A 24,890-nucleotide genomic window follows, 5' to 3' on the forward strand; every position below is an offset into this window, starting at 1 on the left:
GGTCCATCACGGCGTCAGCATCGCCACCGTGCGGGGGCGCACGATGAACCACAGCGCGAGGATCCCGATCACCGCACAGCCCACCATGACGGCCGCCATGGTGGTGGGCGTGATGCCGGCGTCGGTCGAGATGAGCCCGACGAGCGGCGACACCAGCGCGGCGATGACGCTGTTCGACATCCCCAGCACGCTCGCCGCGGTCCCGGCGGCCTTGCCATGCCGGTCGAGGGCCAGCACCTGCACGCACGGGAAGGTGAATCCGCAGGCGGACATGAAGAAGAACAGCGGGATGATCGTTCCCCACATGCCGAGGTTCAGCAGGTCGCACACGACGATGCCGAACCCACCCAACAGCATCGCGATGGTGGAACCCGCCAGCACCCACTGCGGACCGATCCGTGCGGCCAGCCGCGAGGCGATCTGGTTGCCGATGACGAGACCGACGGAGTTGGCGGCGAACAGCATGCCGTACTGCAGCGGCTCGAAGCCATAGGTCTGCTGGAAGAGGAAGCTCGAGGCGGACAGGTAGGAGAACAGGCCGCTGAAGGTCATCGCCCCGATGATCAGCACGCCGATGAAGACGCGGTCGCTGAAGACGCTGGCGTACCGCTGCCAGATGGTGCTGGAGCCCTTGCCCTGGCGCCGCTCCTTCGGCAGGGTCTCGGGCAGGAAGAAGATCGAGCACACGAACATCAGCACGCCGTAGGCGGCGAGGAACACGAAGATCCCGCGCCAGGGCATCACCGTGAGCAGCGCTGACCCGATGAGCGGCGCGATCACCGGTGCCACGCCCGAGACCAGCGCGAGCCGAGAAAGCATGATCACGAGGCGCCGCCCACCGAACAGGTCGCGCACGATCGCCATCGCCACGACGCCGCCCGCGGCGGCCCCCATCCCCATCACCACGCGTGTGACGCCGAGCAGCAGGAGGGTTGGCGCGATGACGGCGCAGATCGACGCGGCGACGTGCAAGGCCGTAACCACGAGCAGCGGGACACGCCGACCCACCTTGTCGCTCAACGGTCCCACGATCAGCTGGCCCAGGCCGAAGCCGAGCATCGTGCCCGTGAGCGTGAGCTGAATGGCCGCGGCCGTGGCATCGAAGTCGTGCTCCAGCTGCACGAATGCCGGAAGGTACAGGTCGACGGTGAAGGGACCGAGCGCAGTGAGCGCGCCCAGCAGCAGAACGTAGAGCACCCGGCGTCGGGGGGAGATGGCGTCGCCGGGGTGCAGCATGATCGGCGCCGTCGCGGGGTTCGACCCCAGCGTCCGAATAGCGGCGGTGGGCGACGACGGCAGGCGGATCGACCCGGTCAGCGTGCGGATTGACCCCGTCGACGTGCGGGTCTCCCCCTCGCGCAGTTCTGATTCGGGGAGGGCGGATTCCGGGGACGCAGAGGCAGGGTCGTTGTGAGAGGTCACGGGATCTTCCAGCAGAGGGGGCGGGCGCGGCGATCGGCCAAACAGCTCGAATCGATTCGAGGTCGACTGATCAACTCTACTCCTCCTCCGCGCCGGGCGTGAGGCGGCGAGCACGCACGCGCCGACAGGCGTACGGTCGGAGGCGTGCCCGTCAGCGCGACGCGGATCACATCGCCGAGTCGGGGAGATCACTCATGACCGTGAAGGTCGGTGCGGCACGAACGGACGTCCCTGTTCCCACGGGAACGAGGATGAGCGGATACGCCGCACGGACGAGCGGAGCGACCGGAATCCACGATCCGCTGACCGTCCGAGCACTCGCGATCGACGGTGTCGTGTTCATCGCCGTCGACTGCTGTGCTCTGCACGAGGACTCCTGCGATGCGATCCGCGGACAACTCATCGCGGCGGGCGCTACCGACGCGGTCATCGCCGCAACGCACACGCACTCCGGGCCCTGCATTGCGCGCGGTCGCGTCGGCATCGACGACCCCGCCGTTCGCGTCGATGTCGAGCGGGCGGCCGCAGACACCGGCAGGCGATCGCTCGCTGCCACGCGTGTCTGTCGCGTCGGGGCGCGGGAGGCGACCGGTGTGGGAGTCGCACGGGATCGACGACACCTCGACGCCGTCATCGATCCTCCCGTACAGGGCCTCGTCTTTCGTGATGTGACCGACGGGACGGCCGTTGCCTCCCTCGTCACCTACCCCTGTCATCCCGTCGTGCTGGGTGCGGCGAACACTCAGGTCAGCGCCGACCACGTGGCCGCGTTGCGAGACGAGGTGGAGGCCGCACTCGGCGGCGCACTGTGCGTATTCCTGACGGGCGCTGCCGGTGATGTCAACGACGGACACGCTGCGTCCGCGTCATTCCACGCCGACGTCACCTCAGGGCGAGACTTCGCCACCGCCGCGGCACGCGGTCAACGGATCGCCCGCGCCCTGCTCGAAGCGGCGGAGCATGACGTCGCGGTCGACGCCGTGCGATTCTCATCCGCCACGGTGGCGCCGGAACTCGCTCCCGTCGATCGCGATGTCATCGCTCGACAGCGCGAACGCTGGCTCCGCGAGCGGCGGTCAGCGTCGTCCGGCCTGCGTGCGCTGCTCGACATCTGGATCGCGTGGGCGGACTCGCTCCCCACCGACCCGCCCAGCCATTGGCTCGGCCGCATCAGCTGCACGCGCATCGGCGCCGTCCGCATCGTGACGCTCCCCGGGGAGCCCTTCCTCGTTGCGGCGGATCTTCTTCGATCGAGCACCTCCGATCCAGTGTTCGTGCTGGGGTATTCAGACGGTGTTCCGGGCTACTTGCCCAACCGCGACGCCTATGCGGAGGGGGGCTACGAGGTGGAGGACGCACACCGCTACTACGGCATGCCGTCGCCGTTCGTCGCGGGCTCTCTGGAAGAGCTGATCGCCGCCGCACGAGCCTTGATGCACGAGGAATGATGTCGTTCCGACGTGGAGCGAGCGCGGAATCTTGCAGAGCGAGCGCGGAATGTTGCAGAACGAGCGCGGAATGTTGCAGAGCGAGCGCGGAATCTTGCGGAACGAGCGCGGAATCTTGGAACGAGCGCGGAATTTTGCAGAGCGAGCGCGCCCTTCTGCGTCCGCATCTCCCCGATGGGAGACCGACGACGACTCACGGGAATATTCGCCCGTATGGATCGTTGGACCCTCCAGACGGACGACGAGGTCCCGTGTCAGAACATCGATCCGAAAGGCCTCATCCCCATGAGCACCCCCACCTCCGGCCGCACCGCGGTCACCGACGCCCCGATCCTCGACGTTCTCGCCGAGCGCTGGAGCACACGCATCTTCGACGCGACCTCGACGATCGACGAGGACGCCCTGGCCAGCGCGCTCGAGGCCGCCCGCTGGGCGCCGACCGCCGCCAACACCCAGCCGTGGCGTGTGATCGTGGCCCGCCGCGGTTCCGACGCCCATGCGAAGGTTCTCGGCACCCTCGCCGGCTTCAACAGCGCGTGGGCCGGCGACGCCGCGCTGCTCGTCGTGTTCGTGGCAGAGACCACCCGCGACGACAAGCCGATGACCTGGGCCCTCTACGACACCGGCCAGGCTGCCGCGCACTTCACCGTGCAGGCGCACGCCAACGGCCTTTCCACTCACCAGATGGGCGGATTCGACCGTGCCGCGATCTCGGCCGCGTTCGACCTGAGCGACGACTTCACGCCGATCTCGGTCATGGCCGTCGGCGAGCTCGGCGACATCCGCACCGCGTCGGAGGAGCTGCAGCAGCGCGAGAACGCACCGCGCGAGCGCCGCCCGATCGCAGATGCCCTCATCGTCAACGACTGAACCGGTCAGGTCTCCGGCCTGACGCGTCCCTGATCAGGACGACCTGCTGAGCGACCCGCGTGACTGGTACCACCGGGGAGCAGACGACAATGCCCGCCGGCTCCGTGGAGCCGGCGGGCATTGTCGTTGTGTGTGCGTTCAGCCCTTCGTCGCACCGGCCAGAAGGCCGCGGACGAAGAAGCGCTGCAGGGCGAAGAACACGATCAACGGGACGATGATCGAGATGAACGTTCCCGCGGACTGCAGGAACCACCTGTTGCCCCAGGTTCCCGACAGCGAGTTCAACGCCTGCGTGATCGGCAGGGCACCCGGCGAGGCGAAGATCGTCGCGACGAGCAGATCGTTCCAGACCCAGAGGAACTGGAAGATGCCGAACGAGGCGATCGCCGGCATGGCCAGCGGCAGGATGATCCGGAAGAACACCTGGCCGTGACCGGCACCATCGACGCGTGCCGCCTCCACGACCTCACCTGGAATCTCCGAGATGAAGTTGTGCAGCATGAACGTCGCCAGCGGCAGCGCGAAGATCGCGTGCGCGATCCACACACGGGCGAAGGAGTAGCTCACATCGTTGAGCCCGAAGCCGGGGAAGATCTGCACGCCGTTGAGCGTGAGCCCCTCGGAGAACAGGCTCAGCAGCGGCACCAGGGCCATCTGCAGCGGCACGATTTGCAGCGCGAACACGAACACGAACAGCAGGTTGCGACCCTTGAAGTCGATCCAGGCGAACGCGTAGGCGGCCAGTGCCGCGATGACGATCGGGAACACCGTCGCCGGGATCGTGATCGCCAGCGAGTTGATGAACGCCGATGCCAGCGTGGTGGAGGTCCCACCCGCGGTCAGCGCTTCGACGTAGTTCTCCAGGGTGAATCCCGGGTTGGTGAACACAGTCCACCAACCCGTGGACTGGGTGTCCGCACCCGGACGGAACGACGTGACGAACAGGCCGAAGGTCGGAATCGTCCAGAAGATCGCGATGATGATGGCCGCGATCGTGGCGCCCTTGGACGTCAGCTTCTTCTGGGCGATCGCCTCGTTGCGACGAGTGTCGCGCGCGACCTGACGCTTGGTCCGGTTGTCGGCCGTGATGACGGCTTGCGTGGCACTCATCAGCGGATCTCCCTCTGCTTGCGCATCGATCGGGCGTTGTAGATGATCAGCGGCAGCACGAACAGGAACAGCACCACGGCCAGCGCCGAGGAGTGTCCGTAGCTCTGGAACCGCTGCTGCTGGTTGACCATCTCGAAGCCGAGCACGGTGGTGTCATCACGACCACCGGTCATCACGGCCACGATGTCGTACACCTTCAGCGAGGCGATCGTCACCGTGGTGAGCACGACGATCAGCGACGAGCGGATGCCTGGGACGGTCACGTTGGTGAAGCGCTGCCACGCGTTGGTGCCATCCAGCTGCGCGGCCTCCAGCTGCTCGGTCGGAACGGCCTTGATGGCGGCGGAGAGGATCACCATGGCGAATCCGGTCTGCGTCCAGATGAACACGATCAGCAGCATCAGGGTGTTGATCAGCGGCTTGACCGCCAGCCAGTTCACCGGATCTCCGCCGAACAGTGTGACGATCGCGTTGAGCAGACCGAGCTGGTCGCCCTGGCGGTAGTCGTACATGAACTTCCAGATGATGCCCGCACCCACGAACGAGATCGCGACGGGCATGAAGACCAGGACCTTGAGCACCTTCTCGCCGCGGGCACGGTCGATGAAGACGGCGTAGGCCAGTCCGATGACCACCGAGATGGTGGGGGCGAGAACGGCCCAGATCAGGGTGTTGACCACCGAGACCCATCCGGCCGAGTTCGTGAAAACCCACACGTAGTTGTCCAGGCCGACGAACTCCGCGCCTTTCTTGTCGAAGAACGACTTGAAGAACGTCGAGACGGCCGGGTAGATGAGGCCGAGCAGCAGCATCAGCGCCGCGGGAGTCATGAACAGGATCAGCTGGAACAGGTAGCCGGCCCCCTGACGGGAACGGAAGTCGGCGAAGAAGAGCAGAGCTCCCGCGAGCAGCGCGATGGCGACGACGTAGAACACCGCATTGGAGTACGGGCGCAGCAGCATGAAGCCGAGCACCGGGATCGCGAGGCACGCGACGAGTCGCATGATCATGTAGCCGCGCCCCGGGCGGGGAGCGAACTCGATCAGGACGAGGACGATACCGACGACGGCGGCGAAGATCACCAGGATGATCGGAATCTGCAGGAGCGGGTGAAGACCACCCATCCAGACGAACAGCTGGTTGAGAGAGAACCCGATGGAGATCCGCTTGGGATCCTCCACGGGGGCGCTGAAGATCAGCACGAGGAAGAGCGCGACGATGATGGCGAAACCGATGACGACGAGGGTGCGGGTGAGCGCGCGCCCCTTCGCGTCGGTCCCGTGCGTCGTCGTCGGCGGACTGACGGCGGTCTGCTGGGACATGGAGACCCCTTCTGAGTGCTTCGGCGCACTCGGTCGGTGCTGAGAGATGCGGGGCCGGGCCCCCAGGACCCGACCCCGCATCCACTCAGCGGGTTGCGATCAGATTAGTTCTCGTAACCGGCCTGGATGTCGCTCAACACCGTCTTGGTGTCCTTGCCGTCGATCCAGTCGACCATGCCCTTCCAGAACGAGCCGGAGCCCACGGTGGCCGGCATCAGGTCGGACGCGTCGAAACGGAACACCGTGTTCTCGTCCTGGAGCGTCTTCATGGCGTCCTGCAGGAACTCGCTGGAGGCCAGCGTCGGGTCGGCGTTCTTGTTGGCCGAGATCACGCCACCGAGCTTGACGCGGGCGTCAGCGAACTCGGGCGAGGCCATGAACTCGAGCACCTTCTGGGTGGACTCGTCGTCGGAGAAGCCGGCGACGAACTCGCCACCACCCTCGACCTGGAGCGCACCCTCGGTCACACCCGGCAGGATGAACGCGTACACGTCGCCGTCAGCGGCGACCGTCGGCGTCTCACCCGCGGCGTTCTTCACGTCGAGGAAGTTGGCCGAGAGGAACGACGCCTGGTGCGTCAGAGCGCACGAGCCGTCAGCGACCTTGGCGGCCACGTCCGCGAACGCGGTGGAGTTGATGCTCTTGACATCACCGAAACCGGCGTTGACGTAGTTCGGGTCCTTCAGGATCGTGCCCACGGCGTCGAAGGCCTTCTCGATGTCAGGGTCGGTGAACTTCACGTCACCGGAGACCCACTTGTCGTAGACGTCGGGGCCGGCCTGGCGAAGAACGAGGTCCTCGATCCAGTCGGTGCCCGGCCATCCGGAGGCGTCGCCCGAGGCGAAGCCGGCGCACCAGGGAGCCGCACCGGTCTTCTCCTGGATGGTCTTCGTGAGCGTCATCAGCTCGTCCCACGTCTTGGGGACCTCGACACCCCACTCCTCGAACTTCGCCGGCGAGTACCAGACGTAGCCCTTGAGGTTGGCGAGCATCGGCGCAGCGTAGAACGTGCCGTCGAACGTGCCGTAGCTCTTCCAGTCCTCAGACCAGTTCTCGTCAACAGCCGTCGAGACGGCATCCGGCGCCGCCAGGACCTTGCCGGTCTCGACGAGGGTCTTCAGCAGACCGGGCTGCGGGACGATGGCGATGTCGGGTGCGTCGCCACCGGTCACCTTCGTGACGATGTTTCCCTCGAAGCTCTTGTCACCGGTGTACTCGACCGTGATGCCGGTGTCCTTGGTGAACTGCTCGAACGATGCGTTGAGGTCGTCCGCCTCGGAGCCGGTGATACCGCCCGAGATGCGGACGGTCTTGGTCGAGCCGCCGTCTCCGCTGCCGGAGCCTCCGCCGGTGCCGCCGTCGCTCTCGGCACAGCCCGCGAGTGCGAGACCGAGGATGCCTGCGAAGGCCAGGGGTGCAAGCACCCGACGTCGCTGAGACATGCCCATTCGTTCCTCCTTTGGATCGCGCGGGGAGCTCTTCCTCGCGCTCGGGTTCAATCAGGAACCGCTTCCAGGCGAACGTAGTCGGTTGCGGCGCGAATCACAACATTTGGGAAGTCACAACTCGATAACCGCCCAAACCGGTCCGCGGGAGCGCTCCCAAATGCACTTCGACACTCCCGGCGCTGAGAACAGGCTTCACAACCGGTTCCACATCAGTGCTGGTATGGATTACAGTTGACCGACACGGACCGCGATCGGGGTCTGCGAGAACGGAAAGCGGAGGGCGTGCGATGAGTGGAATCGCCGAAGTGGCACGCCGCGCGGGCGTGTCGAAATCCACCGCGAGTCGCGCTCTGAGTGGCCGCGGCTATGTCTCCCCCGCCACACAGGAGCGGGTACAGGAGGCCGCGAACGCCCTCGGCTACGTTCCCTCGACCAACGCCGTCAGCCTGGCCACCGGGCGCACGCAGACCATCGGCGTGATCGTCCCGCACGCGAATCACTGGTTCTTCGGGGAGGTTCTGGAGGGCATCCAGCGAGCGCTCATGGAGCGCGGTTTTGACCTTGCCCTCTACTCCGCACAGCCCGGAAGCCTGGAACGCTCCCACGTGTTCGAGACGTATCTCGGTCGCAGCCGATTTGACGGATTGATCACGGTGGGCATCGAGCCCGATCAGCAGGAGCTGGAGCGCATCGCGGCGCTCGGGAAGCCCTTCGTGTCGATCGGGAGCTACGACATCGGCAACAGCGCGGTCTCGATCGACGACGCTGCCTCCGCCCGGATCGCGACCGAGCATCTGCTGGCGCTGGGACACACGGACATCGTGTTCCTCGGCGGTGAGGCGAACAAGGCCTGGCCGAGCTTCGGCGACGCCCACCGCGTCACCGGCTACGCCTCGGCGATGCGTGCGGCGGGGCTGGAGAGCACGATCCGCCTGGCCCCCTGTGCGGTGTCCATGCCCGCCGGCTACGACGCGGCCGTCGATCTCTTGAGCGACGCGCGCAACCGCCCCACGGCGATCGTCGCCGTCGCCGATGAGGTCGCGATCGGCTCGATCATCGCGGCGCGACGCATGGGCATCTCCGTGCCCGCGCAACTCAGCGTCGTCGGCATCGACGACCACGAGAACGCCGAGATGTTCGCCCTCACGACGCTGCGGCAGAGCCCGCGCGAGCAGGCCGCTCTGGCTGTCGAACTGTTGGAGGAGCACATCGACAGCCCCGACGCTCCCCCGCGCCGCATCTGGGCTCCCACCCGCTTCGTGATCCGCAACTCTACCGCCGCTCCCACCGACTACTGACGCGCTCCGTCCCGGACCGCGAAACTTCCGTCTGTGGGTGACAATCGCCGCACTGCGCGGGTTCTCGCCCACAGACGGAAGTCTCACGGGTATGACACCCGCCTCAGGGGACGCGAACGGCGGCGCAGGCGGGAGCGGCGCAGGGGAACGGCGCGGGCGGGAACGGCAGGCGGGAACGGCGAAGGCCCCCGGAGTGAACCGGGGGCCTTCGTGGAACGGTGTGCCGGAGATCCGGCGAGCGTTCGAGAAATTACTTGACGGAAACCGTCGCGCCAGCCTCTTCGAGGGCAGCCTTCGCCTTGTCAGCGGTCTCCTTGTTGGCGCCCTCAAGGACAGCCTTCGGAGCGCCGTCGACGACAGCCTTGGCCTCACCCAGGCCGAGCGAGGTGAGCTCGCGGACGACCTTGATGACCTGGATCTTCTTGTCGCCAGCAGCCTCGAGGATGACGTCGAAGGAGTCCTTCTCCTCTTCCTCGACAGCGGCAGCGCCCGCACCAGCGGCGCCGGCAACGGCGACCGGAGCGGCAGCGGTGACGTCGAACTTCTCCTCGAACGCCTTCACGAACTCGCTGAGTTCGATGAGCGTGAGGCCCTCGAACTGCTCGAGCAGCTCTTCGGTGGTGAGCTTCGCCATGATGTATCTCCTACTGAGTGTTTGTGGTTTGTGAAAGAGAGCGGGGACCGCTTACGCGGCCTGAGCGCCCTCGAGCTTCTCGCGAAGAGCGTCGATGGTGGCGGCAGCCTTGCCCATCGTCGCCTTCATCATTCCCGCTGCCTTCGCCAGCAGAACCTCGCGGCTCTCCAGCGACGCGTACTTCTCGACCTCGGCAGCGCTGAGGGTGTTGCCCTCGAAGACGCCGCCCTTGATCACGAGAAGCGGGTTGGCCTTGGCGAAGTCACGCAGAGCCTTCGCGGTGGCGACGAAGTCGCCGTGCACGAATGCCACGGCCGACGGACCCTTGAGGTCGTCGTCCAGAGCGGTGATCCCTGCGTTGTTGGCAGCGATCTTGGTCAGCGTGTTCTTCACCACGGCGTACTGCGCGTCCTGACGGATGCTGTTGCGCAGCTGCTTGAGCTGGGCAACCGTCAGACCGCGGTACTCGGTCAGCAGGACGGCGTTCGAGTTCTCGAAGTTCTTCGTGAGCTCGGCGACCGATGCATCCTTCTGCGCCATGGTCACTCCTTGATGTGCTTGTGACATCACGCGGGTGCGTGGTGTCCGCCTCGACCGCTCGCAGTGCAAACAAAAACGCTCCGGCGCAAGCGCACGGAGCGTGATCCCAGAGGGAAGATTCTCTATGACACCTGCGCGGGCCCCTGCTTTCGCAGTGCTTCGATCCTCGAAAGGACGACCGGCGGTCTTCGGCTCCGATAACTCTAACAGCGCGCGGGACGCCCACCAAATCGACCGCAGCCACCTAGCATGCAGGAATGGCGAACCTGTTCCTCGACCTGGTCCGCAGCGGCCAGGTGACCGAGCGAGAGCAGCGCCGCCTCGACATCATCGCCCGCGACCCCGCACCCCGATTCCCCGCGCTGGAGACGCTGTCCGACGGTGCCGGGCGCGACGTGGAGTTCGAGGGTGACGCCCCGCCGCGAGCGCGGGAGCACACGGTCACACGTCTGACGGAGATGGAGCGCGATGAGGCGAAACGCATCGCGTGGGACTTCGCCGACGGGTACTGGTCGCTTTGGCGGCTGACGCTCCAGGTCATCGCCGCCGGTGTGATCGCGGCCCTGGTCGGCTTCGGCACCGCGGGAATCGTGTCCGCGGTGCAGTTGGGACCACGCGGGTTCGTGCCGGGATTGCTCACCGCCGGACTGGCCGTGGGAACGATCGTCGGACTCATCACGCTGAACTCCCGCGTCTCGCGCACACGCCGGACTCTCGGCGTGGGCGCCGTCCGCTGGGCCGAACACGCGGCGGCAGTGGGCGCACCGGCCGACATCTCGGGCGGATGGCGACGGATCACCCGGTTGGTGTTCGCCGCGGTCGTGGCGCTGGTATCGCTGATCGCTCTGATCGGCTTCATCGCGACACTCGTCCTGGGCTCCCCGGACATCTCTCGAACCTCCGCCGGAGTGTGGCTCTGCGCTGTCAGCGTCACCGCCCTCGTGCTCGCGACGCGCAGCCTCACCTCATCCGCACGGGGTCTGAGAGCCGGTGAGAACGCCGGGAGGGACCCGCGTCCATGACGCAGGCCCCTCCTGTTGTTCACCTCACTGGTTGCTGAACGCGGCGTCGAAGGACGCCGTCGGCTGCGGCCACAGCAGCGAGCGGACGAAGCCGACCGCCTCGGCGGCGCCGTGGAGGCGATCCATGCCGGCGTCCTCCCACTCGATGGAGATCGGACCGTCATAGCCGATCGCGTCGAGAGCGCGGAACGAGTCCTCCCACGGCACATCGCCGTGACCGGTGGAGACGAAATCCCACCCGCGACGCGGGTCGGCCCATGCCAGGTGCGAGCCGAGCACTCCGGCACGACCGTTCTGCGGACGCAGCCGCGTATCCTTGCAGTCCACGTGGTAGATGCGGTCCTGGAAGTCCCAGATGAAGCCGACCGGGTCGATGTTCTGCCACATCATGTGGCTCGGGTCCCAGTTGAAGCCGAAGGCGGCACGGCGGTCGATCGCCTCCAGTGCGCGAACGCTGCTCCAGTAGTCGTAGGCGATCTCGCTCGGGTGCACCTCATGGGCGAAACGCACACCCTCGGCGTCGAAGACGTCCAGGATCGGGTTCCACCGATTCGCGAAGTCCTCGAACCCGGCATCGATCACGTCCTGACCCACGGGCGGGAACATCGCCACATAGGGCCAGATCGACGAGCCGGTGAAGCCCACGACGGTGTCCACACCGAGCTTGCGCGCCACGCGAGCCGAGCGCTTCATGTCTTCGGCAGCACGCTGGCGTACGCCCTCGGCGTCTCCGTCACCCCAGACGTAGTCTCGCAGGATCGCCTGGTGACGGAAGTCGATCGGCGCATCGCAGACGGCCTGCCCGGCGAGGTGGTTGGAGATCGCGAACACCTGCAGACCGTGGCGGTCGAGGATCTCCTTCCGGCTTGCGACGTAGTCGTCGTCCTCATCGGCGCGCTTCAGATCGAGGTGGTCACCGGATGCGGCGATCTCCAGACCGTCGTAGCCCCAGGATGCGGCAAGTCGCGCCACTTCCTCGAAGGGCAGGTCCGCCCACTGACCGGTGAACAGCGTTACGGGACGCTCAGCCATGCTGTGTCTCCTTCTCATCGACATCGGGGATGCTCACCCAGGCGCGGGTGAGCGCGGATTCCAGGACTGCGGCGGTCACGCGGGCAGCGCGCAAGCCGTCACGGAAGGTGGGAAGTGCGTCCGACGCCTCCCCGCGCACAGCGGCGTAGGCGTCGGCGACGAACGCGTTGAACGCGTCCTGATAGCCCATCGGATGACCCGACGGAACAAGGGACAGACCATCGTCACCGGGACTCTCCGGGTCGCGAAGCACCAGTTGTGAGCCGGTGAGGGCGCCGATCCAGAGTTCCTCGGGACGCTCCTGCGCGAATCGCACCGACTGCGTCGTGCCATGCACCTCGAGGGTGAGCCCGTTCTTGCGCCCCGGTGCCATCTGCGACACGAGGAGCGTGGCGAGGGCGCCGTTGTCCAGTTCCGCGACGACGGCCACGAGATCCTCGGTCGTCACGGGCACTCCCCCGCGCTCGGGGAAGACCGTGCGAGTCCGCGCGGACACGGCGCGAATGGGGTGGCCGGTGACGAACTCCAGCAGGTCGCACAGGTGGGAGCCGATGTCCGCGAACGCCCGCGACGCACCGCCCGCCGCGGAATCGACCCGCCAGTTGGAGTCGGTCTCGCGCAGCAGCCAGTCCTGCAGGTAGGCACCGTCGACGCTCAGCACCGTACCGACGGCACCGGAGCGAACCAGCTCACGGGCGTGCCGCACCTGCGGGTGGTAGCGATACACGAACGGCACCGCACCCGCCACGCCGGCAGCGTCGGCCGCCTCCACCACCGCCAGCGCGTCGGACACCGTGGTGGCCAGCGGCTTCTCGCAGATCACGTGACGCCCGGCAGCGAGCAGCGCGATGGTCTGTGCGGCGTGGTCGCGGTTCGGCGTGCAGACGTGGACGATGTCGCTCAGCTCGGCGACCTCCGTCACGTCAGCCGCTCCGCGCTCAATGCCCAGTTCGGTCGCGGCAGCCGCGCCGCGCTCCGGCGTGGAACTGGCGAGAGCGACGAGCCGCGCGCGAGCGGCCCGGGCCGCGCGGGAATGGACGGCGGCCATGAAGCCGCCACCGAGGAATCCGGCGCGCAACGCGGTGAGGGATACGTCGTTCATCGGGAACGTTCCTTTCGGTCGTCGTTGTTGGGTGCGGTCACGGGCGACAGGCGCGCAACGTGGTGGCGCACCGCCTACAGCGTCGCCGCGAACGGGTCGCGGTCCTCGGGCACGAACGGAATCTCGCCCACGGTGCTCTCGACGGTGACGAACTGCCCCGAAGCGACCGACTCCTCAATCGCGGTGAGAGTGTCGAAGACGTGGTAGCCGATCTCGCCGGTGGCGATGTGGGCGGTACCGCCACGGATCGCGCGGGCCATGTCCAGCACCCCGAGCCCACGACCGGACTCGATTCCCACCGGAGCGAGGGTCTCGTACTGCGGCCCGTCACCCATGCGGTCGATCGAGGGAGCCCGTGTGATCTGCACGTCACCGCCGAAGGTGTTCGGGTCGGGAATGATCAGGGTGCCCTCGGTCCCCGTGATCTCCACGACGCCGGTGCGCGCGAGGGGCGAATCGAAGCTGAACACGCTCTGCGACTGCTGGCCCGATTCGAAGCGCGCGATGGCCTGAACCAGCGTCGGCACCTCCACCGGGAACTCCTCGCCGGTACGCGGCCCGACCTGGACGGTGCGGCTCTCACGGCCCCGAAGCCCCACAGCGGCGACGGCGTCGACCGGGCCGAACAGGTGCACCAGTGCGGTCGCGTAGTACGGGCCCATGTCGATGAGCGGACCCGCGCCGCGCGCGAACAGGAAGTCGGGGTTGGGGTGGAAGATGTCCGGTCCGATGTACTGCATCGCCGTCTGTGCAGCCAGCGGCACACCGATGTCGCCACGGGCGATGGCACGACGCGCGGTCTGCAGACCCGGGCCCAGCACGGTGTCCGGCGCGATGCCGACGCGCACGCCGGCAGCGTCCGCGGCGGCGAGCATCGCCTTCGCCTCCTCACGGCTGACGCCGATCGGCTTCTCGCTCCACACGTGTTTGCCGGCGGCGATCGCAGCCAGGCTCACGGGAACGTGCGCCTGCGGGATCGTGAGGTTCAGGACCAGGTCCACCTCGGGGTGCGCGAGTACCGCGTCCGGGTCACCGCTCTCCGCGACGCCGTACTTCTCGGCCTGCGCGGCGGCACGCTCCGTGTCGAGGTCCCCGATGATGACGACGCGGACGTCCGGGAACTGCGTCAGATTGGTGAGGTACTGATCGCTGATCATGCCGGCTCCGATGAAGCCGATGCCGAAGGGAGCGGTCATCGCACGCCCTCCTCACGGAGGAAGGCGGCGCTGGCGTCGATCGCGCCGAAGAGGTCACCGTCGAACGTGTCGAACTCCACCACGGCGAACTCGGCAGCCGGCGCGGCCGCGAGCACCTCGCGCAGCGGAACCTCGCCGGTGCCCGCAATGCGCTGCTGCAGGGTGACCGACGTCGGGTCTGCGGCGCGGAACGGGTCCTCGCCGAGGATGCCGTCCTTCATGTGCAGCAGTCGCACGCGGTCGCCGAGACGACGCAGCAGCGCGGGAACGTCCTGTCCGCCGATGGCCGCCCAGTAGACGTCCACCTCGAGCACGATGCGCGGATCCAGCAGCGCGGTGAAGGCCTCGAGAGCACTGACACCATCGAACGAGGCGATGAACTCCTGGGAGTGGTTGTGGTAGCCGAGGCGAATGCCGCGTGCCTCGGCGGCGTCGACGTAGCTGTTGAGTCGATCGGCGGTGGCACGAATCTCCTCGATGCTCTGCCAGCGATCCGGCGAGACCATCGGGTCGATCAGAGTAGTGGCCCCGAGCGTCTCGGCGTCGTCGAGGACCTGCTCGAACGGCGGGTTGACGATCACCGTGTCGCCGTAGCGCACCTCATCGGTGAGGAAGCCGGCGTGTGCGCTCGGCGAGACCAGCCCGGCCGCGTCGAAGGCCGCGCGAAGCTCGGCGGCACGACCGACGAAACCGAACGCCTCCACGTTGCGGAAACCGGACTCGGCCAGACGCGCCAGCGTTCCGGGAGTGTCCTCGGTGAGCGCGTCGCGCACCGTGTAGAGCTGGACCGAGAGTTCCGGTGTGGACATGAGGGCCTTCCTCGTCATCGAGAGTCGGTCGCTGAATTCGACCTGTGGTTGGGATTGGCATCATCGTAGTCTCAAAACTCGACCAGCGGTAGAGTTTCCGACATGACTTCCGAACCGACCCGCAGCGGGGAACCCAACAGCGCGCCCGGCGCAGACGCAGCGCGCGGCGCTTCCTCGGGCGCGGGGCGCGGGATCGGCTCCGGCGTCGCGCGCACGGCCGGTTCGGGCATCGCGCAGGGGATCGGGTCCGGGGCCGCGCGCGGACCGTACGCGAAGACCGAGCAGTTCCGACTCGACGTGCTCGACGCGGCCTTGCGGATCCTGGCCGAACGGGGCTTCGACGCCACCACGCTGCAGCTCATCGCCGACGAAGTGGGACGCTCGAAGGCAGGCCTTCTGCATCATTTCGGCTCACGCGAGGCCCTCATGCTGGAGATCGTGCGACACCGCGACGCGGTCAACCGCCGCGCCTTCCCCGCCGTTCCCGGCGACGACTTCACCACGACGCTCGACCTTGTCACGCACAACACCACGGTGCCGGGGCTCGTCGCGCTGTTCAGCATCACGGCGGCGCTTGCTGCCGGCGACCCCGACGACACCGATCGCCGCACGTACTTCCGCGAGCGCTATGAGCGCAATCGTGCCGGCTTCGCCCGCCGCCTCGCCGAAGCACAGGCAGCCGGAACGGTGCGCGACGACATCCCCGCCACAGACATCGCGAGTCTCCTGCTCGCCACCATGGACGGGCTGCAGATCCAGTGGCTCCTCGACGACGGCGTCGACATGGCCGCACAGCTGTCGTCGTTCATCCGCCTCCTCCAGCCCGCAAGCTGAGACCTGACGCGCCGGGGTCGGTGTCCGACGAGCCCACGTTTGGAGACCGACCGATGCGTCAGGACCTGACGCGCCGGGGTCGGTGTCCTTCAGAGTCGGTGGTGGGGCGTAGCCTCGAAGGGTGACTCCGGAACTTCAGGCGCGCATTATCGCGGACTCTCGCGATCGCGTCGGCTGGCTCCGCGCACGATCCCGCGGCATCACGGCCACAGACGTCGCCACCCTCACCAGCGAGCGGTCGATCGCCCGCGCCGCGGACGCGAAGTTGGGCGGCGGATCACGCTTCGGCGGCAACGCCTACACCGATCACGGCCGACGGCGTGAGCCGGAGATCGCGGCCTGGGTCGCGGCCACGCACGGCATCTCGCCTTCCAGCGCCCTCTTCTGTGCCGAGGTGGAGAAGCGCCATCTCGCAACGCCCGACGGGATCGGGCTGGATGAGTCCGGCGCCGTCGTGCTGGCGGAGATCAAGACCACGAACAAGTCGTGGAACTCGATCCCGCGCAACTACCTCCGTCAGGTGTGGTGGCAACAGCACGTGCTGGGTGCAGAGCGCACGCTTTTCTGCTGGGAGGAGCACGAGGACTTCGTGCCCCTGCACGATGAGCCACGAGCCGTCTGGATCGATCGCGACGACCGCGAGATCGCGAAGCTCGTGCGCCTCGCCACCGGGCTGATCGACGAACTGCATCGTCGCACCCACCCCGACACCACTCTCCTGCCGCCGCGCCCCACGGCCGCCGGCCCGCGGCAGACCCCTCGTGAGCGCGACATCTTCCGCGCCCTCGCCCTCGCGGACTGACCCGAAACACCCAAGCAAGTCCGAAAAAACCCTGCAACGCGGGGTTTCTCGGACTTGCTGGGGTTTCTCGCGGGCGGATCGAGGGCGTTGCTGGGCGTTTCATATGAACGCCGGCGGATTCGTGGGAATAGTTGGCGTTCGTCAACCATTTCACTTATCGTTGACTCTTCTCAACTACTTGAGCGAATACACGAAAGCCGCAATGTCAGCCATCACCGCACCTCCCGCCGCACCGGCGAAGATGACGCACCGCCAGGTTCTCGAGGCCCTCTCGGGCCTCCTCCTCGGCATGTTCGTCTCCATGCTCGCCAGCACCGTTGTCTCCTCGTCGATGCCCGTCATCGTCTCCGACCTCGACGGCGACCAGACCGACTACACCTGGGTGATCACCTCCACGATGCTCACCACCGCGATCTTCACCCCGATCTGGGGCAAGCTCGCCGATCTCACCAACCGCAAGCTGCTGATCCAGGTGGCCCTCGTGATCTTCGTGGTCTCCTCCGCGACGGCCGGCTTCGCACAGAACCCGGAGATGCTGATCGCGTCCCGCTTCGTGCAGGGTGTGGGTGCCGGCGGTCTCGCGGCGCTCAGCCAGGTCATCATGGCCGACATCATCAGCCCGCGTGAGCGCGGTCGCTACATGGGTCTGTTCGGGGCCGTGATGGCTGTCGCCACTGTCGGTGGCCCGCTGCTCGGTGGCTTCATCACCGACGTCGCCAACTGGCGCTGGAACTTCTTCATCGCGGTGCCGTTCGCAGTGCTCGCCCTCATCCTGCTGCAGACCACCCTGCACCTGCCCAAGCAGCCCAAGCGCAAGGTGAGCATCGACTACCTCGGCATCGTCTTCCTCGCGGTCTCCGTGTCGCTGCTGCTGATCTGGGTGACCGAGGCAGGCACGCAGTTCGAGTGGGCCAGCGCCGAGACCGCGTGGATGACCTCCATCGCGGGTGCCGCCGCCATCGCCTTCGTGGTGACCGAGCTGCTCGTGAAGGAGCCGCTCATCCCGCTGTCGCTGTTCAAGAACCGCACCTTCACCCTCTCGGTGATCGCATCGATCTCCATCGGCGTGGCCATGTTCGGCACCTCGGTGTACCTCAGCCAGTACATGCAGATGTCTCGCGGCGCGACGCCCACGGAGGCGGGTCTCATGAGCATCCCGATGATGGCCGGCGTCCTGGTGAGCTCGATGGTGATCGGTCAGATCATCACGCGTACCGGCAAGTGGAAGCGCTGGGTGGTGCTCGGCTCGATCATGCTGCTCGTGGGCATCTCGATGCTGGCGACCATCCGCTACGACACCAACTACTGGCTGCTGTCGGTCTACATGTTCCTCACCGGTGCCGGCGTCGGCATGGCGATGCAGAACCTCGTACTGGTGGTGCAGAACACCGCCCGCCCGCAGGAGATGGGTGCGGCGTCCTCGGGTGTGGCGTTCTTCCGCTCGCTCGGCGGCACTGTGGGCGTGTCGGTGATGGGTGCGATCGTCGCGTCCAGCCTGACCACCCTGTTCACTGACAGCAAGCAGCGCCTCGCCGATGCCATCACCGAGGTCGCGAAGACCGCGGGACCCACCGCCGCTAAGGAGATCAGCGACATCATGTCCAGCGGCAAGCTGCCGGTGGTGCACGAGCTGCCGGTCCCGTTCCGCGGCGTGCTGGAGGACCTGTACGCGCAGGCCATCTCGCACTCCTTCCTCATCGGCATCCCGCTGGCTGCGATCGCCGTGCTGGCCATCGTGTTCCTGCCGAACATCTCGCTCACACGGCAGACCACCACCGAGCGTCTGGCCGAGGACGAGGCAGGCATGGTGGCCGTCACCACAGGAATGGCCACCACGGGCCCCATCCCGGTCGTCACGGGTGCCACGTCGACCGTGAGCCGCGACAGCGGGGACACCCGCTCGTCGCGGTCGGATTCGCCCCGCGAGTAGGCAACCGCGATGATGGAGAACGTGACCAGCGAGATCGACCAGCCCGCAGCGGCCGACGTACGCACCGCGGCGATGCGTGCCCTGGAGTCGGAGTTCAGCGGACTGATCGCCCGCATGCGCCACCTGTACATCGAGTACGCGAACCGCGTCTCGCCGGGGATGCTCCCCGGCACCTACAAGGTGTTCTCCATCATCGCGCGGCGCGGGCCCATCACGGCGTCCGCCGTCGGTGAGACGCTGATGATGGACAAGGCGCAGATCAGCCGGATCACGCGCGAGCTGTCGGAGCTGGGACTGGTCGAGCGAACGCCCGATCCGAAGGACGGCCGCGCGAGCCTGCTGTCGGCGTCCGAGGAGGGACATCGCCGCATCCGCGCGGCGATGGACTCCGGCGACAACCACCTCGTGCGAGCGCTTGAGGACTGGGATGTCGCGGACATCAGTCGCCTGACCGTGTTGCTTCACGCTCTCGGCGAGGGAAAGCCTCCGGCGCCCTGAGGCTCTCCCTCTGCGAATGGCCCCTCTTCCCGCGGGAAGAGGGGCCATTCGCGTACCAGGGGCTACTGCCGAAGCCCGGGGAAGTCGGCGTCGCGGAACTCGGGACCCCGCTCGCCCGCGGCAGCGCGCTCACGCTCCCGGGCGCGCAGCTCCGCACGACGGATCTTTCCCGAGATGGTCTTGGGAAGCTCGTCGACGAACTCAACACGTCGCACGCGCGTCCACGGTGCCAGGTGCTCGCGCGCGTAGCGCAGCACCTGCTCGGCGGTGGCCGCATCGGGCGCCGCGCCCGCCACCAGCGTCACGTACGCCTTCGGCACCGCCTGCCGCCCGGCATCGGGAGCGGGAACGACCGCGGACTCGGCGACGATCGGGCACTCCAGCAGCACCGACTCCACCTCAAACGGCGAGATCTTGTAGTCGGATGCCTTGAAGACGTCATCGGTGCGACCCACGTAGGTGACGTATCCGTCGGCATCGCGTGCGGCGATGTCACCACTGTGGAAGAAGCCGTCGGCGAACGCCTGCGCCGTACGCTCGGCATCCCCCACGTATCCGGTCATCAGGGCGAGGGGACGCTGGGAGAGGTCCAGGCAGATCTCCCCCTCCCCGACGCCATCCACTACGAGTCCGGTCTCGGGATCCACCAGCACGGACGGAACCCCCGGCAACGGCATCCCCATGGAACCCGCGCGAACCGGTGTGCCGGGTGGATTGCCCAGCTGCGCGGTGGTCTCCGTCATGCCATAGCCGTCACGGATCTCCAGACCCCACGCGTTCTTGACCTGGGCGATGACCTCGGGATTCAGCGGCTCGCCCGCACCGACCAGCTCCCGCAGTGACGCGGGCCGTGCGCCGAGCTCCGCTTTGATGAGCATGCGCCACACCGTTGGCGGCGCGCACAGCGTGGTGACGTGCCGCTCGCGCAGCTGGGCCAGGAACGCGGCCGCGTCGAAGCGGGCGTAGTTGTAGACCAGCACGGTGGCCTCAGCGATCCACGGTGCGAAGAAACTGGACCAGGCGTGCTTTCCCCATCCGGGCGACGACACGTTCAGATGTACGTCTCCGGGTTCCAGCCCGAGCCAGTACATCGTCGACATCATGCCGACCGGGTATGACACCTGGGTGTGCTCCACCAGCTTCGGACGGGAGGTCGTGCCGGAGGTGAAGTACAGCAGCAGGCGATCATCCGGCGCGGTGCCGGGGTGCTGTGCGGGAGCAGCGGGAGCCGCGAACGCATCGGAGAACGAGACCCATCCCTCGCGCGCAGTGGTGGAGATCCGGACGTAGTCGCCCGCGATCGCGTCGAACTTCCCCGCGTCCGCGTCGTTGCAGATCACCGCGCGCGCCTCGCCGCGCTCGATCCGGTCGGCGAGGTCCGCCGGTCCCGCCGCTGTCGCGGTGGGCATGAGCACGGCGCCGAGCTTGATCACGGCCAGCATCGCCACCCACAGCTCCACCTGGTTGTTGAGCATCAACAGGACCGAGTCGCCGCGGCCGATGTCGTGCGAGCGCAGGAACGCCGCCACCTGATCGGACTGCACGGCGAGCGTGTCGAAGCTGTACGACGCCTCGCTGCCATCGGCCTCGACGATCACCAGCCCCGGGCGCTCATTGCCCCGCGCGAACGCGTCGAACCAGTCGATCGCCCAGTTCCAGCTGTCTCCCACGTCCGGGAAGCGGAACTCGGCGGTGGCTCGTGCACGATCTGTGCGAAGCGCGAGCAGCTGATCCCGCGCGATCCGGTACTCGTCAGTGGGCGATGCGGCCATGCAACTCTCCTTCAGGTCTGTCACGATCGTACGCTTCGTCCCTTGTCCGCCACGGGCCTCGCCGGGTCCGGGACATCAGCGGGCGGCGCGCTCGGCAACGGGGATCAGCACCGCCCGCGCACGGGCGACGACGGCGTCGCCGACCTCGTCGAGCAGCGCGGAGCGCAGGTGCCACTGCTGCCAGTACAGCGGGACGTCGATCCCCGCGTCCGCGAGTGGGCGGATGCGCCCGCTCGCGTGCGGCTCATCCGACTGGAACGGCAGCAGCTGCCCCCAGCCCATGCCCATCAGCACGGCGTCGGCGAAGTCGGCCGATGCCGGCACCCGCTGGCGCGGCGGGAGCGCCGGATCAACGCCCTGGCGCACGAGCCACCGCGTCTGCAGATCGTCTCGCCGGTCGTAATCCACGAGCGGTGCCCGCTCCAGCGCCTGCGTGGTGACGCCGTTCGGGAACCACCGATCGTGGAAGGCCACCGTGGCGAAGGGGACGTAGCGCATCGCACCGAGCGGCGTCACCCGGCAGCCGGCGATGGGCTCGGCACGCGACGTCACCGCGGCGATCACGGTGCCCTCCTCCAGCAGCCGCACGGTGAAGTCCTGATCGTCGCGGTGCAGGTCGAACACCACCGGCAGGCGGGCGCTCAGCTCGGCGATCGCGGGCAGGAACCACGTCGACAGCGAATCCGAGTTGACCGCGATGGGCAGGCTCGTGAGGCTCCCCTCCTCGCGGATGCCGATGGCCGACATGGCATCGGCCTCCAGATGCGCGAGCTGGCGGGCATAGCGGATGACCGCCTCGCCCGCCTCGGTCGGGCGCACCGGACGGGAGCGGACCAGCAGCACCTGCCCCAGCAGCGACTCCAGGGTGCGAAGGCGCTGACTCACCGCCGGCTGGGTGATACCGAGCGCCGTCGCCGCCGGCTCGAACCCGCCTTCCGACACCACTGCGGCCAGCGTGAGTGCAAGATCGGGCGGGATCCTCATATAAGCGATGCTAATGCAGCTGAAGAAACCATGACTGGTGTTTGTGGCAAGGGGTTTCTAGCCTGGAACCATGCCCTTCCTCACTGGTCTCGGAGTCGGACTCTCCCTCATCATCGCCATCGGCGCACAGAACGCCTTCGTGCTGCGCCAGGGCATCCGACGCCAGCATGTCTTCATCGTGGCGCTGATCTGCGCCGCCTCCGACGCCGTCCTCATCTCCGCCGGCGTCGTCGGCGTGGGCGTCGCGCTGGAGACGGTGCCCTGGCTGGTAACCGTCGTGCGCTGGGTGGGCGTGGCCTTCCTCGTGACCTACGCATTCCTGGCGCTGCGTCGGGCGTACAAGCCGTCCGGCGAGGCGCTGGAGGCCGCGGCCGATGCCCCGGTTCCCGACGCTCCGACCGGTGGCGGTACGACGGTCGCCACCCGGACGGCGACGTCGTCGCTGCTGGCCGTGGCCGGCGCCACGCTCGCGATCACCTGGCTCAACCCCCACGTGTATCTGGACACCGTGATCTTCCTCGGCTCCGTCGCGCAGGCGCAGGGTGCCGCGCGCTGGATCTTCGCCGCCGGCTGCATCACCGGCAGCTTCCTGTGGTTCTTCGCGCTGGCGTACGGAGCGCGGCTGCTCGGCCGCTGGCTGAGCAGCCCGCGCGCCTGGCGGATCCTCGACGTCGTCGTCGCCGTGTTCATGCTGATCATCGCGGGCGTCCTCGCCTTCGGAGGGTGAGACTGGTACGAGCGCTGACACTGGTATCAGCACTGACAGGAAACGGGCGCTGAATCCCGTACCAATGACGAAAGCCCCCACCTCGCGGTGGGGGCTTTCGTGCGATTCAGCGCATCAGATGGCGTTGACATCCAGCGGGATGCCGGGGCCGAACGTGGTCGACACCGAACCCTTCTGGATGTAGCGACCCTTCGAGCTGGACGGCTTGAGACGAACGATCTCGTCGAGCGCGGCACGCAGGTTCTCGTTCAGGGCGTCAGCCGAGAACGAAGCCTTGCCCACAACGAAGTGGATGTTGGCGTGCTTGTCGACGCGGAACTCGATCTTTCCGCCCTTGATCTCCTCGACGGCCTTGGCCGGGTTCGGGGTGACCGTGCCGGTCTTCGGGTTCGGCATGAGGCCACGCGGACCCAGGACCTTACCGAGGCGTCCGACCTGACCCATGAGCTCCGGGGTGGAAACCGCGGAGTCGAAGTCGGTCCAGCCGGCGGCGACCTTCTCGATGAGCTCGGTGCCACCGACCTCGTCAGCACCAGCGGCGATGGCGGCCTCAGCAGCCGGGCCGTTGGCGAAGACGATGACGCGGGCGGTCTTGCCCGTGCCGTGCGGCAGCATGACGGTGCCACGGACCATCTGGTCCGCCTTGCGCGGGTCGACCGAGAGCTTGAGCGCGACCTCGACGGTCGAGTTCATCTTCGACGAACCGGTCTCCTTCGCGAGCTCAACAGCCTCGCTCGGAGTGTAGAACTTGCCAGCCTCGATCTTCTCGGCGGCGGCGATGTAAGCCTTGGACTTAGCCATGTTGGTCTTCCCCTCAGCCCTCAACCGTGATGCCCATGGAACGGGCGGTGCCGGCGATGATCTTCGAGGCAGCCTCGATGTCGTTCGCGTTCAGGTCAGGCTGCTTGGTCTCGGCGATCTCGCGAACCTGCGCCTGGGTGAGCTTGCCCACCTTGGTGGTGTGCGGGGTCGACGAGCCCTTGGCGACGCCAGCGGCCTTCTTGATCAGCTCAGCCGCCGGGGGCGTCTTGAGGATGAACGTGAAGCTGCGGTCCTCGTAGACGGTGATCTCCACGGGGATGACGTTGCCGCGCTGCGACTCGGTCGCGGCGTTGTACGCCTTGCAGAACTCCATGATGTTGACGCCATGCTGACCGAGCGCGGGGCCGATCGGCGGCGCCGGGTTGGCTGCACCGGCGTTGATCTGAAGCTTGATCAGGCCGGTCACCTTCTTCTTCGGTGCCATTTCCTCTTCCTTTCTCCGAACGGACCGGACGGCCCGCTCTCCCGCGGTTCCGGCGGATCCGGAGCGCGGTGCAGGTTCGCGCGCGATCGAAGAACGCGCACAAACCACAAAAGTCTACCGCATCCGCCCCGGTGCTCCCGCACCCACCTCGTTCGGCAGCGCGATGAGCCCGTTCTCCAGCACCGCCTGGCGCAGCCGATCATCGAATGTCGCCACCGCCGCACCGAGGCGACGTCCGGCCAACAGCACACAACAGTCCGGCAGTTTGAGACCAGAGCGCGCTCGAAGGCTCGCCAGAGCCGCGGGCTCGTCCAACTCGTCGATCGACTCGATGCCCAGGTCGCGAAGAGCATCAACGGCCTCTGCGCCGCGGCCGACCCTCATGGGTCGGACCAGCACCTCCGTGATGGTCACGCGATGTGCCAGCAGTCGCTCATCGGCGTGATTCTCGAAGAGTTCGCGAGCTTCCGGAAAGTGGGCGTCCGTCCGGTCCAGTACGGCGATCATCACGCTCGCATCGAGGACGATCATGCGGGCCAGTCCTCGCGAAGATCTACCAGGTAATCCGGCGGGTAGACACCCGTCAGGCCGCCGGCGACCCTGTTGAGTGCCGCACGCCGTCGCGCTGCATCGCCTCGACTCACCTCCTCGAGGTGCTCTCCATTACTCGTGATGAGGCGGACGATCAGTCGGGATCGCGGCTCCCCCGGCCATCGCTTCTCGGCGGCATCCAGCGCGCGCGCGACCTCATCAGTTTCGGTGATCTGATAGCGATGACGAGCGGTGGGCATGACGAGAGTGTACCACCGGCACCTCCGTGCACCACCTGGGAGTGCAGGCATAA

25 protein-coding genes are annotated in these 24,890 nt (G+C 67.3%); 9 read left to right on the plus strand and 16 right to left on the minus strand.

All coding sequences use genetic code 11. The features are described from left to right. Positions 1 to 6: 6 nt before the first annotated feature. Positions 7 to 1,236, minus strand: a complete 1,230-nt coding sequence (locus ABTV68_RS16120; RefSeq protein ID WP_433677632.1) for a multidrug effflux MFS transporter — start codon at positions 1,234 to 1,236, stop codon at positions 7 to 9. 380 nt (positions 1,237 to 1,616) lie between these two features. On the opposite strand from ABTV68_RS16120, the gene ABTV68_RS16125 reads away from it, so the two are divergent. Next, on the plus strand, positions 1,617 to 2,870 hold the full coding sequence (locus ABTV68_RS16125; RefSeq protein ID WP_433674710.1) for a hypothetical protein: 1,254 nt from the start codon (positions 1,617 to 1,619) through the stop codon (positions 2,868 to 2,870). A 285-nt stretch (positions 2,871 to 3,155) separates the two neighbouring features. After that, positions 3,156 to 3,740, plus strand: a complete 585-nt coding sequence (locus ABTV68_RS16130) for a nitroreductase family protein (protein ID WP_433674711.1) — start codon at positions 3,156 to 3,158, stop codon at positions 3,738 to 3,740. Between the two features lie 138 nt (positions 3,741 to 3,878). Here ABTV68_RS16130 and ABTV68_RS16135 read toward each other — a convergent pair whose 3' ends face one another. The 3 genes from ABTV68_RS16135 to ABTV68_RS16145 all read right to left on the minus strand — a co-directional run bounded on the left by ABTV68_RS16135 (position 3,879) and on the right by ABTV68_RS16145 (position 7,620). Then, positions 3,879 to 4,850, minus strand: coding sequence for a carbohydrate ABC transporter permease (locus ABTV68_RS16135; protein WP_433674712.1), 972 nt, complete (start codon positions 4,848 to 4,850; stop codon positions 3,879 to 3,881). After that, positions 4,850 to 6,172 carry a carbohydrate ABC transporter permease gene (locus ABTV68_RS16140; protein WP_433674713.1) on the minus strand — a complete coding sequence of 441 codons (1,323 nt, stop codon included), beginning with the start codon at positions 6,170 to 6,172 and terminating at the stop codon, positions 4,850 to 4,852. Before ABTV68_RS16140 ends, ABTV68_RS16135 begins: the two co-directional genes overlap by 1 nt. Before the next feature lie 104 nt (positions 6,173 to 6,276). Then, complete coding sequence (locus tag ABTV68_RS16145) at positions 6,277 to 7,620, minus strand: ABC transporter substrate-binding protein (protein ID WP_433674714.1); 1,344 nt, start codon at positions 7,618 to 7,620, stop codon at positions 6,277 to 6,279. A 287-nt stretch (positions 7,621 to 7,907) separates the two neighbouring features. Here ABTV68_RS16145 and ABTV68_RS16150 point away from each other — a divergent pair, with 287 nt between their 5' ends. Further along, on the plus strand, positions 7,908 to 8,918 hold the full coding sequence (locus tag ABTV68_RS16150) for a LacI family DNA-binding transcriptional regulator (RefSeq protein ID WP_433674715.1): 1,011 nt from the start codon (positions 7,908 to 7,910) through the stop codon (positions 8,916 to 8,918). A 250-nt stretch (positions 8,919 to 9,168) separates the two neighbouring features. Here the strand turns inward: ABTV68_RS16150 and rplL are convergent, their stop codons facing one another. Both rplL and rplJ read right to left on the minus strand, forming a co-directional pair. Next, positions 9,169 to 9,552, minus strand: a complete 384-nt coding sequence (gene rplL / locus ABTV68_RS16155; RefSeq protein ID WP_433674716.1) for a 50S ribosomal protein L7/L12 — start codon at positions 9,550 to 9,552, stop codon at positions 9,169 to 9,171. A 51-nt stretch (positions 9,553 to 9,603) separates the two neighbouring features. Next, positions 9,604 to 10,092 carry a 50S ribosomal protein L10 gene (gene rplJ, locus ABTV68_RS16160; protein ID WP_231091777.1) on the minus strand — a complete coding sequence of 163 codons (489 nt, stop codon included), beginning with the start codon at positions 10,090 to 10,092 and terminating at the stop codon, positions 9,604 to 9,606. Between the two features lie 257 nt (positions 10,093 to 10,349). Here rplJ and ABTV68_RS16165 point away from each other — a divergent pair, with 257 nt between their 5' ends. Continuing rightward, entirely contained in the window at positions 10,350 to 11,114 is a 765-nt protein-coding gene (locus ABTV68_RS16165) for a hypothetical protein (RefSeq protein WP_433674717.1), read from the plus strand. 24 nt (positions 11,115 to 11,138) lie between these two features. Here ABTV68_RS16165 and ABTV68_RS16170 read toward each other — a convergent pair whose 3' ends face one another. The 4 genes from ABTV68_RS16170 to ABTV68_RS16185 form a co-directional block, all read right to left on the minus strand. Beyond that, entirely contained in the window at positions 11,139 to 12,146 is a 1,008-nt protein-coding gene (locus ABTV68_RS16170) for a sugar phosphate isomerase/epimerase family protein (RefSeq protein WP_433674718.1), read from the minus strand. Continuing rightward, positions 12,139 to 13,248: a Gfo/Idh/MocA family protein gene (locus tag ABTV68_RS16175; protein WP_433674719.1), complete on the minus strand. Its 1,110-nt coding sequence runs from the start codon at positions 13,246 to 13,248 to the stop codon at positions 12,139 to 12,141. The genes ABTV68_RS16170 and ABTV68_RS16175 overlap by 8 nt, the downstream gene beginning before the upstream one ends. Positions 13,249 to 13,322: 74 nt before the next feature. Then, the gene (locus tag ABTV68_RS16180) at positions 13,323 to 14,444 is read right to left on the minus strand and encodes a Gfo/Idh/MocA family protein (RefSeq protein ID WP_433674720.1); all 1,122 of its coding nucleotides are present in this window, start codon (positions 14,442 to 14,444) and stop codon (positions 13,323 to 13,325) included. Then, positions 14,441 to 15,253: a sugar phosphate isomerase/epimerase family protein gene (locus ABTV68_RS16185; RefSeq protein ID WP_433674721.1), complete on the minus strand. Its 813-nt coding sequence runs from the start codon at positions 15,251 to 15,253 to the stop codon at positions 14,441 to 14,443. The genes ABTV68_RS16180 and ABTV68_RS16185 overlap by 4 nt, the downstream gene beginning before the upstream one ends. 102 nt (positions 15,254 to 15,355) lie before the next feature. Here ABTV68_RS16185 and ABTV68_RS16190 point away from each other — a divergent pair, with 102 nt between their 5' ends. The 4 genes from ABTV68_RS16190 (at position 15,356) to ABTV68_RS16205 (ending at position 19,317) form a co-directional block, all read left to right on the plus strand. Further along, positions 15,356 to 16,087 carry a TetR/AcrR family transcriptional regulator gene (locus ABTV68_RS16190; RefSeq protein ID WP_433674722.1) on the plus strand — a complete coding sequence of 244 codons (732 nt, stop codon included), beginning with the start codon at positions 15,356 to 15,358 and terminating at the stop codon, positions 16,085 to 16,087. Between the two features lie 121 nt (positions 16,088 to 16,208). Next, positions 16,209 to 16,889, plus strand: a complete 681-nt coding sequence (locus tag ABTV68_RS16195; RefSeq protein WP_433674723.1) for a YqaJ viral recombinase family protein — start codon at positions 16,209 to 16,211, stop codon at positions 16,887 to 16,889. A gap of 202 nt (positions 16,890 to 17,091) precedes the next feature. Further along, entirely contained in the window at positions 17,092 to 18,819 is a 1,728-nt protein-coding gene (locus ABTV68_RS16200; RefSeq protein WP_433674724.1) for an MDR family MFS transporter, read from the plus strand. 9 nt (positions 18,820 to 18,828) lie between these two features. Then, the gene (locus ABTV68_RS16205) at positions 18,829 to 19,317 is read left to right on the plus strand and encodes a MarR family winged helix-turn-helix transcriptional regulator (protein WP_433674725.1); all 489 of its coding nucleotides are present in this window, start codon (positions 18,829 to 18,831) and stop codon (positions 19,315 to 19,317) included. A 62-nt stretch (positions 19,318 to 19,379) separates the two neighbouring features. Here ABTV68_RS16205 and ABTV68_RS16210 read toward each other — a convergent pair whose 3' ends face one another. Further along, complete coding sequence (locus tag ABTV68_RS16210) at positions 19,380 to 21,089, minus strand: AMP-binding protein (RefSeq protein ID WP_433674726.1); 1,710 nt, start codon at positions 21,087 to 21,089, stop codon at positions 19,380 to 19,382. Positions 21,090 to 21,164: 75 nt separating this feature from the next. Continuing rightward, entirely contained in the window at positions 21,165 to 22,073 is a 909-nt protein-coding gene (locus tag ABTV68_RS16215) for a LysR family transcriptional regulator ArgP (protein ID WP_433674727.1), read from the minus strand. Positions 22,074 to 22,143: 70 nt separating this feature from the next. Between ABTV68_RS16215 and ABTV68_RS16220 the strand changes: the two genes are divergently transcribed. After that, positions 22,144 to 22,800 (plus strand): LysE/ArgO family amino acid transporter, encoded by a 657-nt coding sequence (locus ABTV68_RS16220; protein WP_433674728.1) that lies wholly within the window; start codon positions 22,144 to 22,146, stop codon positions 22,798 to 22,800. Between the two features lie 114 nt (positions 22,801 to 22,914). On the opposite strand, the gene rplA is transcribed toward ABTV68_RS16220, so the two are convergent. The 4 genes from rplA to ABTV68_RS16240 all read right to left on the minus strand — a co-directional run bounded on the left by rplA (position 22,915) and on the right by ABTV68_RS16240 (position 24,837). Next, positions 22,915 to 23,601, minus strand: coding sequence for a 50S ribosomal protein L1 (gene rplA, locus ABTV68_RS16225; protein WP_231091765.1), 687 nt, complete (start codon positions 23,599 to 23,601; stop codon positions 22,915 to 22,917). A gap of 13 nt (positions 23,602 to 23,614) precedes the next feature. Next, the gene (gene rplK / locus ABTV68_RS16230) at positions 23,615 to 24,046 is read right to left on the minus strand and encodes a 50S ribosomal protein L11 (RefSeq protein ID WP_433674729.1); all 432 of its coding nucleotides are present in this window, start codon (positions 24,044 to 24,046) and stop codon (positions 23,615 to 23,617) included. Between the two features lie 114 nt (positions 24,047 to 24,160). Further along, entirely contained in the window at positions 24,161 to 24,577 is a 417-nt protein-coding gene (locus tag ABTV68_RS16235) for a type II toxin-antitoxin system VapC family toxin (protein WP_433674730.1), read from the minus strand. Next, positions 24,574 to 24,837 (minus strand): hypothetical protein, encoded by a 264-nt coding sequence (locus ABTV68_RS16240; RefSeq protein ID WP_433674731.1) that lies wholly within the window; start codon positions 24,835 to 24,837, stop codon positions 24,574 to 24,576. Before ABTV68_RS16240 ends, ABTV68_RS16235 begins: the two co-directional genes overlap by 4 nt. Between the last annotated feature and the right edge of the window lie 53 nt (positions 24,838 to 24,890).

The organism is Microbacterium gorillae, from assembly GCF_050990725.1.
GTDB classification, from domain to species: domain Bacteria; phylum Actinomycetota; class Actinomycetes; order Actinomycetales; family Microbacteriaceae; genus Microbacterium; species Microbacterium gorillae_A.

Bases quoted from the DNA above. Each gene is read 5' to 3' on its own strand.
- ABTV68_RS16120 (WP_433677632.1), bottom strand. From the start codon at position 1,236: ATGCTGCACCCCGGCGACGCCATCTCCCCCCGACGCCGGGTGCTCTAC.
- ABTV68_RS16125 (WP_433674710.1), top strand. From the start codon at position 1,617: ATGACCGTGAAGGTCGGTGCGGCACGAACGGACGTCCCTGTTCCCACG.
- ABTV68_RS16130 (WP_433674711.1), top strand. From the start codon at position 3,156: ATGAGCACCCCCACCTCCGGCCGCACCGCGGTCACCGACGCCCCGATC.
- ABTV68_RS16135 (WP_433674712.1), bottom strand. From the start codon at position 4,850: ATGAGTGCCACGCAAGCCGTCATCACGGCCGACAACCGGACCAAGCGT.
- ABTV68_RS16140 (WP_433674713.1), bottom strand. From the start codon at position 6,172: ATGTCCCAGCAGACCGCCGTCAGTCCGCCGACGACGACGCACGGGACC.
- ABTV68_RS16145 (WP_433674714.1), bottom strand. From the start codon at position 7,620: ATGGGCATGTCTCAGCGACGTCGGGTGCTTGCACCCCTGGCCTTCGCA.
- ABTV68_RS16150 (WP_433674715.1), top strand. From the start codon at position 7,908: ATGAGTGGAATCGCCGAAGTGGCACGCCGCGCGGGCGTGTCGAAATCC.
- rplL (WP_433674716.1), bottom strand. From the start codon at position 9,552: ATGGCGAAGCTCACCACCGAAGAGCTGCTCGAGCAGTTCGAGGGCCTC.
- rplJ (WP_231091777.1), bottom strand. From the start codon at position 10,092: ATGGCGCAGAAGGATGCATCGGTCGCCGAGCTCACGAAGAACTTCGAG.
- ABTV68_RS16165 (WP_433674717.1), top strand. From the start codon at position 10,350: ATGGCGAACCTGTTCCTCGACCTGGTCCGCAGCGGCCAGGTGACCGAG.
- ABTV68_RS16170 (WP_433674718.1), bottom strand. From the start codon at position 12,146: ATGGCTGAGCGTCCCGTAACGCTGTTCACCGGTCAGTGGGCGGACCTG.
- ABTV68_RS16175 (WP_433674719.1), bottom strand. From the start codon at position 13,248: ATGAACGACGTATCCCTCACCGCGTTGCGCGCCGGATTCCTCGGTGGC.
- ABTV68_RS16180 (WP_433674720.1), bottom strand. From the start codon at position 14,444: ATGACCGCTCCCTTCGGCATCGGCTTCATCGGAGCCGGCATGATCAGC.
- ABTV68_RS16185 (WP_433674721.1), bottom strand. From the start codon at position 15,253: ATGTCCACACCGGAACTCTCGGTCCAGCTCTACACGGTGCGCGACGCG.
- ABTV68_RS16190 (WP_433674722.1), top strand. From the start codon at position 15,356: ATGACTTCCGAACCGACCCGCAGCGGGGAACCCAACAGCGCGCCCGGC.
- ABTV68_RS16200 (WP_433674724.1), top strand. From the start codon at position 17,092: ATGTCAGCCATCACCGCACCTCCCGCCGCACCGGCGAAGATGACGCAC.
- ABTV68_RS16205 (WP_433674725.1), top strand. From the start codon at position 18,829: ATGATGGAGAACGTGACCAGCGAGATCGACCAGCCCGCAGCGGCCGAC.
- ABTV68_RS16210 (WP_433674726.1), bottom strand. From the start codon at position 21,089: ATGGCCGCATCGCCCACTGACGAGTACCGGATCGCGCGGGATCAGCTG.
- ABTV68_RS16215 (WP_433674727.1), bottom strand. From the start codon at position 22,073: ATGAGGATCCCGCCCGATCTTGCACTCACGCTGGCCGCAGTGGTGTCG.
- ABTV68_RS16220 (WP_433674728.1), top strand. From the start codon at position 22,144: ATGCCCTTCCTCACTGGTCTCGGAGTCGGACTCTCCCTCATCATCGCC.
- rplA (WP_231091765.1), bottom strand. From the start codon at position 23,601: ATGGCTAAGTCCAAGGCTTACATCGCCGCCGCCGAGAAGATCGAGGCT.
- rplK (WP_433674729.1), bottom strand. From the start codon at position 24,046: ATGGCACCGAAGAAGAAGGTGACCGGCCTGATCAAGCTTCAGATCAAC.
- ABTV68_RS16235 (WP_433674730.1), bottom strand. From the start codon at position 24,577: ATGATCGTCCTCGATGCGAGCGTGATGATCGCCGTACTGGACCGGACG.
- ABTV68_RS16240 (WP_433674731.1), bottom strand. From the start codon at position 24,837: ATGCCCACCGCTCGTCATCGCTATCAGATCACCGAAACTGATGAGGTC.